8 protein-coding genes are annotated in these 10,406 nt (G+C 43.5%); 7 read left to right on the plus strand and 1 reads right to left on the minus strand.

What is annotated here, in order from left to right:
• Positions 1–66: 66 nt before the first annotated feature.
• The 3 genes from EZ437_RS11180 to EZ437_RS11190 all read left to right on the plus strand — a co-directional run bounded on the left by EZ437_RS11180 (position 67) and on the right by EZ437_RS11190 (position 5,033).
• Positions 67–1,089, plus strand: coding sequence for a LacI family DNA-binding transcriptional regulator (locus tag EZ437_RS11180; protein ID WP_131596002.1), 1,023 nt, complete (start codon positions 67–69; stop codon positions 1,087–1,089).
• An 86-nt stretch (positions 1,090–1,175) separates the two neighbouring features.
• On the plus strand, positions 1,176–3,239 hold the full coding sequence (locus tag EZ437_RS11185; protein WP_131596004.1) for a glycoside hydrolase family protein: 2,064 nt from the start codon (positions 1,176–1,178) through the stop codon (positions 3,237–3,239).
• A 99-nt stretch (positions 3,240–3,338) separates the two neighbouring features.
• Complete coding sequence (locus tag EZ437_RS11190; RefSeq protein ID WP_131596006.1) at positions 3,339–5,033, plus strand: hypothetical protein; 1,695 nt, start codon at positions 3,339–3,341, stop codon at positions 5,031–5,033.
• A gap of 27 nt (positions 5,034–5,060) precedes the next feature.
• On the opposite strand, the gene EZ437_RS11195 is transcribed toward EZ437_RS11190, so the two are convergent.
• Positions 5,061–6,257, minus strand: coding sequence for a polysaccharide deacetylase family protein (locus EZ437_RS11195; protein ID WP_131596018.1), 1,197 nt, complete (start codon positions 6,255–6,257; stop codon positions 5,061–5,063).
• 94 nt (positions 6,258–6,351) lie between these two features.
• On the opposite strand from EZ437_RS11195, the gene EZ437_RS11200 reads away from it, so the two are divergent.
• The 4 genes from EZ437_RS11200 to EZ437_RS11215 all read left to right on the plus strand — a co-directional run bounded on the left by EZ437_RS11200 (position 6,352) and on the right by EZ437_RS11215 (position 10,331).
• A complete protein-coding gene (locus tag EZ437_RS11200) occupies positions 6,352–7,680 on the plus strand; it encodes a paraquat-inducible protein A (protein ID WP_225869558.1) in 1,329 nt (442 codons plus the stop codon).
• A 39-nt stretch (positions 7,681–7,719) separates the two neighbouring features.
• On the plus strand, positions 7,720–9,048 hold the full coding sequence (locus EZ437_RS11205; protein ID WP_131596020.1) for a paraquat-inducible protein A: 1,329 nt from the start codon (positions 7,720–7,722) through the stop codon (positions 9,046–9,048).
• A 76-nt stretch (positions 9,049–9,124) separates the two neighbouring features.
• A complete protein-coding gene (locus EZ437_RS11210) occupies positions 9,125–9,829 on the plus strand; it encodes a DUF421 domain-containing protein (protein WP_131596022.1) in 705 nt (234 codons plus the stop codon).
• A gap of 43 nt (positions 9,830–9,872) precedes the next feature.
• Positions 9,873–10,331 (plus strand): outer membrane beta-barrel protein, encoded by a 459-nt coding sequence (locus tag EZ437_RS11215; RefSeq protein WP_131596024.1) that lies wholly within the window; start codon positions 9,873–9,875, stop codon positions 10,329–10,331.
• Positions 10,332–10,406: the final 75 nt, after the last annotated feature.

Consider the following 10,406-nt stretch of genomic DNA (forward strand, 5'->3'; position numbering starts at 1 on the left):
ATAAATTAATTTGCTTTAATCGTTTAAAGTAATTAATATTGAACTGTTATTCACAGCTAGCCAAGTATGAAAAAGGTAAACCTTAAAGATATCGCAGAATATGTTGGCGTTTCGACGGCACTGGTCTCCTATGTACTCAACGGTCAGGCAGTGGAAAAGCAGGTAAACAAATCTACAGCTGAACTGATCACTAAAGCCGCCCTGGACTTAAATTATCAGCCTAACCAAATTGCCAAAAGCCTCAAGACACAAAAAACAAATACCATCGGACTGATTGTTGCGGATATAAATTTCAAGTTTAGTACTGGAATTACCAGATCAATAGAAGAGGAAGCAAAAAAAAATAACTACACCGTAATTTACGGCAGCTCTAATGAGAACGCTGAAAAATTTTCCAAATTGGTTAATGTTTTGGTCAACCGCAGGGTGGATGGACTGATTTTGGTTCCTACGGAAGGTTCAGAAAATGAAATAGAACTACTTCAGCGGTCGGGTATTCCATTTGTACTTATCGACCGTCATTTTCCTGCAGTCCAGTGTAATTATATTGGACTGGATAACCATAAGGCAGCGTACAATGCAACGCAATACCTTATCGATCAGGGTCATCGCCGAATTGCTTTTGTAAATTACCGGACTACACTTTTTCATCTTTTGGAACGTAACAGGGGTTATTTTGACGCACTGAAGGATAACAAGATTCAATTTGAACAGTCATGGCTTCAACAAGTTGATAATTCTGCCGGACATAATGACGTCAGCCTTAACCTTAAGGATCTTATGAAGGAACCTGAACCTTTCGACGCCTTGTTCTTTGCTACCGATACCCTTACCATAAATGGGCTAAAATACCTTAATAAGGAAAAAATAAGTGTCCCGGATCAAATCTCAGTACTCAGTTTCGACGAATCTGACGCATTTGATCTTTTTTACACGACCATCACATTTTCCAGGCAGCCATTGATGGAGATGGGTAGTCTTGCTGTAACCAATCTGATTGAACTAATGAACGGAAGTAAGCAGCTCAAGCAGATAAGTCTTGAGGCAGAATTGGTTAGCGGCGCTTCATGTAAAGAACGTTTAAGGTGAATACGGGCTTTGGGTTTAATAAGCGAATAAACTCATTTGCGTTGCCATTAAATGTTAAACATTACAAGTAAAATAAAATGATCAAAATGAAATTAAGCAATTATCGTGTTCTGGTATGGATGATTTGCGGTTGCCTTATATTAATGGGCTGCGCTGAAAAACGTAGCGCTGTTCAGCTTCAGCTGGCATCAGCTCCATGGCATTTTTCCGAGACGCCGGCAACCAGTATGCTTTCAGCAGTACAATCAAATGCAACGTTTACCGCACCTTCTGATAGCAGCAGATTTACAATTAAGATGAGGGTAAAGCTAAACCCGGAGAATGTTGGCAGCAATGTGCTAAACATCCCAGGTGTACTCAATGTGCGCACTTTTCAACACGACCAAAAAGATCGGAAAGATCAGAATTACCCATCTTTTCCAATGCCTGACGGATCTGTGCCTGTTCTGGAAGCCGCTCTTAAGCTTCATCCTCCACTAGAAAATGAAGGAGCACTTGACATGCCAATTGGAATACCCCTGGCGATGTTGAAAGCGCCAGGAGGAGAGCACGATATTGTACTTCATTTCTCTGGCGTACGCTGGAGCTTGTATGTTGACAATGAACTGCTCGACAACGATTTTCCCCTTGGCTACCCAAAATGGGGAGAAAAAAGCTCCTGGGAAATAAACCCGCTGCTTGTTTCTAAAGCCGAAATCTTCTTCCAGGGAGCAGAACCGCAAAAAGTGGCGCTAACGAAACCGAGATATGCACCGGAAATTCAATATTGGACTCCTCCCGGCCATAATACCTGGGTCGGTGATGTAGCTACTTTCTATCATGAGGGACGCTATCATATCTTCTATTTATTTGACAGAAGAGGTCATAAGAGTAAGTTTGGCAAAGGTGCGCATTACTTCGAGCACCTTTCCACAACGGATTTAAAAAACTGGATCGAACATGAGGCAGCTACCCCAATAGAAGAACAATGGGAGACTTTCGGAACCGGTACACCTTTTATCTTCAACAACAAATTGTCAATTAGTTACGGTTTGCATACTACACGGATCTATCCAAAAGAAAAAACCAGCCTTCCTTTGCAATGGGATTATTACAATAAACATGGCATGACGGGTTCCTTCCGCTACGATACAATTCCCGGTTACCCTGCCGGATCTACGTATTCCATCAGTCAGGACGGCATTGCAAACTTTAAAAAGACCAAAATCCTGTTCCACCCCTGTGAAAACCCGAGCGTGTATACCGACCCTGAGGGTCGGCTGCGTATGTTGGCCAACTATGGTGCTAAAGGAACCTGGGAATCGAAATCTATCGATGGAGGCTGGCGGTCAGTCAATCCAAATTTCCCTCCCGGGGGCGACTGTACATTCTTTTTCCGCTGGGGGAACTATGATTACGTTATCGGTGGTTTTACCGGCTTTTGGTCAAAACCAGCAAGCGCCGCCGAAGATAAATTCGTAGATGGTGTTAAAGCTGGCTTAGATTTTTATAATGGCCTCAACGTGCCGGCAGTAACTGAAATAAGCGATCGCCGTTTCCTGCTGGCAGGCTGGATCCCTATGGCAGGCTGGGGCGGAACACTAATTGTCCACGAAATGATCCAATCTCCCGACGGTAGAATCGGGACAAAATGGATGAAAGAAATAATCCCCGCAACCCATAAAGAAAGATCATTATCCAAAGACCTCAAGGAGGATGCTTCCTTTTCTACAGGATCGTCCTCTTTCTTGTTGACTTTCGATGTTGAACCAAGCCAGGACATGACTGACAAAATTGGAGCGCTATTACTGGGGGCAGACGGCGAAAACAATGCATGTGAAATACAGATTAGCCCAGAAGCAAAAACAGCACAATATGCCAAAGGAAATCTCCAGCGTTTTTCCAATCCTGAGAAATCATTACGTGAAGGTGGTTCCCCCACCGCTGCAAGGAACTATGCCATTGAAAACCTGCAAAATACAGATAAGCCGTTTACCGTTCGCATGATAGTCAAGTATCAGGATAAATTCGGAGGTTCCCAGATCGACACTGAAATTGCAGGGCAGCGCACCATGATCGCATTCCGCCCTGATCTAAAGGTCGAAAAACTCCTGTTAAGATCAAAAGGTACGGGAATTAGAAATGTAAGAATAGCTGCATTAAAAAACTAAAAGAGGAATAACGCAAAAGTGAGTTGATCTTAGATGCTATAAAAAATATTTCTATATTTAGATTAAGCAATAAAATTAAATTCGATTTGCAACCTGGCTATGGGCAATCTAAATTCTTCAAGAAGGCGCTTTCTGAATCATGTAAAAGGTTTGACGATCATTACTGTAGCCGGAAGTTATCTGGATACACTGGCTGGTGGTGCTGGCAGCTATAGTGCAGTAAATAGTCCTGGTGCCAGGCTCAGCGATGTAAACACTACTGATATAGCCGGAGCGATCGCACTGGGCTGCGGGACCATGAGTCATGTTTTTAATGCGGACGATGATGATATTCCTTTTTTCGGCAGTTCAATAGAGGAGCAGTCCAGTGGTTTGTGGTTCAATGACTCGCATTCCGAAGCGCACATCCCCGGCAGGCATTTAAATGCATTGCTGAATGCAGAAGAGGTACTTGGCCTGAAAATCGGGAAGGATGTAATTGAAAAGCATAGTGCGGCAGCTTTTTACGCTTACAGCGGAAAAATTCCTATGCCGCTGAATAGAAAGAAGATAGGCGGAGAGCCTGTGAATTTTTTACCTCACAACATTAGAGAGGGTTTTCATGCACTATACGCACTGGTGAAGTTTAGGAATTCAAAAAAGGCCAGGGCACTTGCGGAACAAAGCATCGAATTCATATTTGACAATTGGTCGCCGGAAAAAGGGTGGAACAGGCAATATATTGAAACAGAACTGGGGCTAAGCCTCATCGAGTGGAGGGGCCCGTTTATCACAGGGATAGCAAGAACGATAGGGCCGCTTGTCAAATATTACCAGGCGACGGGATATGGAAGAGCGCTGGAGCTGGCTTTGCTGTTGAAGCAAAAGGCACTGGATGAATTTTTCCTTCCGGATGGTGGTTTTGATGTCAATCTTTTCGGTACGCATACCCATTCTACGACCTGTGTGATGTCATCCCTGGCGCAGCTGGCTGATGCGACCGGCGATGTTCATTTGCTGAACAGGGTGAAGGCATTTTTCGATAATGGTCTTACAGAGATCAGTAATGCAATAGGCTGGTCTGTCGAGAACTGTCATCCGGACGCAGATCCGGACCGGGGAGAGATCAACAACACGGGTGATATCCTGGAAACTGCATTGATCCTTGCCAAATGGGGCTACACTGAATATTATAATTATGCGGAACGGACCTTGCGTGCCCATTTACTGCCCGCTCAACTCAGGGACATTACTTTTATTAAGGAGCCTTTGAACCCCAAAAAGGAAGACGGGAAAAGTGCTATCGCAGCACGTCATAGGGGAGCATTCGGATTTCCGGCCCCATATGGACACAGGCCGCTTGGCAATAAAGTGATTTCTTTTAACATGGATATTGTAGGTGGGGGAGTAGCATCGCTCTGCGAAGCGTACAGGTGCATTTATGCTTTTAAACATTCAGCACATTATGTGAATTTGCTTTTTGATTATGATGGGGAGTCTGTCAGGATCGAATCGCCTTATACACATGATGGGCTCTCTGTTTACGTAAAGAAACAGGCCCCGATTTTTATCAGGATCCCGGCTTTTGCAGACCGGTCAAAGCTGACAGTTAGTGAAAGTTATGTTTTCGATGGTGATTATTTGCTGATTACCAATCCCCCATTAAACAAAAAGATCAGTGTAAGATTTGATCTTAAGGAAACCAATATCACATTGAAATATGGAAACAGAAGGATCAAAGCCATATTGCGTGGAGATAGTATCAAATCAATGGAAAATTTCAATGCTGATTTAACTTTTTTTGAACCGGTATAGCTAGATCTACTTAAAAACACAGATTTACTACCACAAAATATTGATCAGGTTATGATTGCTCTTCCCGTTTGAGGTAATGCTTACCCCCTCGTTTTTTGGGACAATCAAGTCAAATTTCGAATTGGTATTGACAACTAAAGAAAGCGCATGATGCCTGAAAGAGGGTGGGGATTTTGGTAGGGTAATTTCAATGAATACTTCCCTGCCTTTGCGCGTTGTTTTGAGCACGGCCTGGTCCCTGAGCCATAGATATTCGTAGACTTCCTGCCAGGGTGCCATCCATAATTTGTCATCACCTGCTGCACCATGCCTGACGGCAAGCCTTGTCATATAATGTTTAAAATCAGGGAAAGTTAAACTTATGCCCCAAAGGTTGTCATTCCCTACGCCATGTGAAAACTCGTTGTACCAGGTTGCACCAGGTTTCTGAAGCAGAGATGCTATATTTTTCAGGTGTTGGTTAATCAGCGCAAAGTTATTGCTGACAGTATCACTTCTGACGAATGTACGGTTGTATACCAGGTTGTTTAAGTCAAGGGGTTTGCTCACATCAATCACGGGGCCGGCACCGCTCGTCGTTGCGACAGAAAATAAGCCGTTCTTAAAAGCTGCTTTGGCATACTCCATATCGTAACCAGGGTCAGCTTCACCACCGGGCACCACAAAATGGGATAGCTCGAAGCCAAGCCCTTTGCTGATTGCTTGATTATTTTCTACAACTTGAGCTTCGTAATTGGTGCCATGTTTGGTAGAATGGCTAAAGCTATGATTTAGGATATCCCAGCCTGCATTATAAAAAATCTTCATTTCATCCCAGTTCAAGTTTCCGCGTTCTGGCCTGGTGTCATTAAAACTGGAAGCATTAACAGCTAAGGCTAGACGGAAAGGTACCCGATTGCCACATCCGTCAGAATAATAAAGGCCTTTTGACAAACTCCCGTCTCCTCCCTGATCTTTACTCCATCCGTCAACAAAAGCAGGGCTGACCTTGCCACCATTCAGTAGTGGGTAAGCACATAAAAATGCGGAACGATAGCCATCATCGAGCGTAAAGCTAAGTGCCAGCTGCTTATTGTACTTTAAGGCTGCCTTCCTTATATGGATATCAGTACTGGAATTTAGCTTCAGTTTTAACTGAATCTTCTGCTGCTGTGGAGGAGAAGAAGTGGCGGTTTGCATACCCGTAAAGAGCATGATTATTACAAATATGAAGCGTAGTCCCATGCTGGCAAATTAATGAATTTTATAGCAAAAACACCCACGATCAAACAAACTGCAACCATGCTTGTTATCGATGTAATTTTCAACCCGATACAAATTGACAGAAAAACAAGCAAACGCTCCCGGCATGGGTATGAACATGCCTAAGATCTTATTGATCCTGGGCTTATCTATTTTGCTTATTGGCGAGGCTTTTTTTGGTTACCGCCTGCATCAGCTTTCGGAAAAGCAGGAGCAACTGAAGCATGACTATGCCCAAATGAATAACATTATGCTGGGACTGTTTTCTATGGAGCAGTGGCAAGGCAAGATAGAAAATATCATTTCGCTGCAGTCCAAAAGGCTGGACATTAGCGATAAACATAAAAAGGAACTGCAAAAGGAAATCGAGGGGGTGATCATAGCGCTCATCGACAAGGCAGAGGCGCTGGTAACGGAACCTAAGAAGAAATCCATCAGGGGCAAGCTGGTTAAGTTTGCGGTAAAGAATTTTGTGGAGGTAGATACCATTAAAAAAAAGGTGCCCGGTATCGCCAGAACTATTATCAACAAGGTAGACAATCCCGCAATGAAAAAGCAGCTCGGTACTATGGCTATGGATAAACTGCACCAAATGGAAGAGACTGACTTTATAGACAGCACCCTTACTGCCAATGCCAAAAAAATAAGTGCAGTGTATAGCAAATATAACGTGTCAGACCGAAAAGACTTTAATACTAAGGTTATAGCTGAACTGAAAAAGATCAAAGATGCTACCTATACTTACAGTATTGCCATGCTCGGCGGTATCATCTTCTTTCTGCTGGCATGGTGGACCTTCAGGAAGCGCAAAGCACTGCACGCCACACTTTTCGTCCTGTCGCTGATCTTCGCCTTTGTTTTACTGGCTGTGGGCCTTACCGCATCGATGATCGAGGTGGATGCGCGGATTAGTGAGCTCGACTTTGTGTTGTTGGGCGAACATATCACCTTCCGCGACCAGGTACTGTTTTTTCAGAGCAAGAGTATTTTGGACGTGGTGATGATTCTGATTAGCGCTACGGCCATTGATTCGATACTGGTAGGCGTGCTGATATTAATTTTCAGCATCCTGTTTCCGGTAATGAAGCTCAGCTCGACAGGCATTCACCTGTTGGGCAAAAAGAAACTGGCAGAGCACAAGGTGATCAAATACTTCGCTTTTCAGTCGGGCAAGTGGAGCATGGCAGATGTATTCATCATTGCTATCCTGATGGCCTATATTGGCCTGAACGGACTGCTGGAAACACAGCTACAGGAGCTGGACATTCAGGCTACCTCGCTCACGCTGATCTCTACCCACAATACCGCTCTGCAGCCAGGTTACATCATATTTATCGCATTTGTGCTTTTCGGACTGGTACTTTCTACGATCCTTAAATTTATCAGCCCGCATGATTCACACTAATTTACCAGCAACAACCCTAACAACTCAAAAGAAACCTTGATGAACCAACTTGCAAAAAAAGCGACCCTTGCCAATATCCTGCTTATACTGGGCCTTACTGTAGTGCTGGCTGGGGAATGCTATTGCGGTTACCAGCTCAGGAAGCTCTCCAGCGAGCAGGAACGGCTGAAGGAAGACTATGCGATGTTTAATAACATTACTTTTGGGGTATTTTCTGTAGACCTGTGGCGCGAAAAGATAGCTGATATCATCACCCAAAAAATAGAAGGATTTAAAGTAACTGACGAGCAGAAAAAAGAAATGCGCCGGCAGGTTGAGAAACAGCTTCATGGCATGGTAGACCAGGTGGTGGCTGAGTTTAACAAACCACAAAAGGGTATTGTCGGCAAACTAAAGAAATTTGCATTTAAGCAGTTTGTGGAACCTAAGGAACTGCACGCTCAAGTGCCTTCTTTTGCCAGAACAATTATGGCCAGGATCAACAGTCCGAAAGCCACGCAAAAATTGAAGGGTATTGCCACCAGCAAGTTTGAGGAACTGGCGGAGCAAACCTACGATAGCACCGAGACGGCCTACCTAAAAATGACGCGGCATTTGTTTAAAGAACATGGTGTAAAAGACGGCCCTGCGTTTAACAAATACCTGGAAACCCGCTTGGAAAACATTAGAAAAGTTACCTATAATTATGCCTACGCTATGCTGGGCTGTGTCGGTTTTGTTGTTTTAATTTGGCTGATGTTGAGGAAAAAAGCACACCTGCATACTGCCTTATTCGTCATGTCGCTCCTTTTTGCCCTTGCCTTGCTGGTGGTAGGCGTGACGGTATCGATCATCGAGGTGGATGCGCGACTGAGTTCGCTGGATATCTTCTTGATGGGAGAAAAACTTACTTTTAATAATCAGGTGTTGTTTTTCCAGAGCAAAAGCATTTACGGGATTGCAGAAGTATTGATCCAGCAACCAAAGCCTGATTCTATTACCGTGGGTATTTTGATTATATTATTCGTCATTATCCTGCCACTTATTAGAATGACGGCCAGAGGTATACACTTGCTGTGCAAGCCTCCGATAGCTGAAAACGGCATTACCAGGTATTTCGCATTTGACTCTGGCAAATGGGACATGGCAGATGTCATGGTAGTAGGTATTGCGATGACCTACATCGGCCTGAACGGAATCCTGAAAAGCCAGCTTACCGACCTGAATATTAAAAATGAGTTTCTTACCACGACTACAGTTAATTACACGGCTTTGCAGCCCGGATATATCATCTTCGTTGGCTACGTTATTTTTGCTTTTAACCTATCCTACTTCCTTAAAAAAATTATAGCGGCAAGGTGTGAGGTATCGCCTGGCAAGCCGGAGTAAGGGTTAGGACTATATCTGAGTAAATTGTAAACATTTTCTTTACTATCGTGTTCTTTGATTACTAAAACAACACCTTATGTCATCAAGATTGTTAGCTATTGACTGGTCTGCATTTTTCATCGGAGAAGAGGATTGGGAATTTCTTATGGAGATAGCGCTCCGTACGCTGATTATGTACATAATCATTCTTGTGGGCCTTCGATTGTTGGGCAAAAGAGGGGTGAAGCAGCTCTCTGTGTTTGAATTGGTTGTGATCATTTCTCTGGGTTCAGCGGCAGGAGATCCGATGTTTTATAAGGAGGTGGGACTGATGGTGCCGGTTGTGATCTTTGCGGTGATAGTAGGGGCGTACCGGGCAACTACCTATCTTACTGCAAAGAGTACTAAAATTGATGACCTTGTAGAAGGGAAATGTACTTATCTGATTGAGGACGGAAGATTTTCTATTGAGAATTTTTCGAAAGAGTCCCTTGCCCACGATGAATTTTTTTCTGAACTAAGGCAGTACAGCATATCTCATTTGGGTCAGGTGGATACCGCAATTTTGGAAACTTCCGGTTCGATGAGTGTTTATTTCTTCCCTGATGAAGCGGTCAAATTTGGGCTTCCAATTTTGCCGGCATTATTTGAAGCGGGTTGTTGCGAAATAGCAATATCCGGGAAATATTCCTGCTGCTTTTGCGGTAGTGTGGAAGATCTTGTGCCAAAAGAACGCCATGCTTGCAAAAAGTGTCAGCACGACAAATGGGTAAAAGCAATAAATTGCCTGAGGATTAAGTGATTCGGTGTTTTTACCTATATTTGGATTGATCAAATCTATAATCATGAACGTAATCTCAACTCTCAAATCAGGAACTACTCTTATTTTTTTATTATTTAGTTTGTCTTTAACGGCGCAGGAACAGCGTAAAGGGCATTACATCGGTCTTTCAAACGCGGCAGCCGCCTTAACAAAACTTACACTCCCGGGAGTAGTTGGTGCGGGTGGATATTACGGGAAGTCGACCTCAAAATTTGGAATCAATTATACCTATCAGTGGAATAAACGGCTTGCTTTGGAAACAGGGTTGACCTATTATGATCATGACTATGAAACCTCCAATTTCTCTTCCACTGGATCCAATCAGCGTTTTGCAAATAACTTCACCATGCTGAACCTGCCTGTAAGTATTAAAATGTCTTTTTGGAATTATATGTACCTGAATGGCGGGTTGAATTTGGATATGGAACTTTCTAACACGAGCACCAGTAAATTTTCAGGTATAGGAGCTATGCTAGGGTAGGGGGCCAGTATTTTTATAAAAATAAAATAGGTGTGTTTGTCAACCCACAGGTGCTACTTCATAGCTTAGCAAGTT

Origin of the sequence: Pedobacter psychroterrae (genome assembly GCF_004331695.1) — a bacterium.
GTDB classification, from domain to species: Bacteria; Bacteroidota; Bacteroidia; order Sphingobacteriales; family Sphingobacteriaceae; genus Pedobacter; species Pedobacter psychroterrae.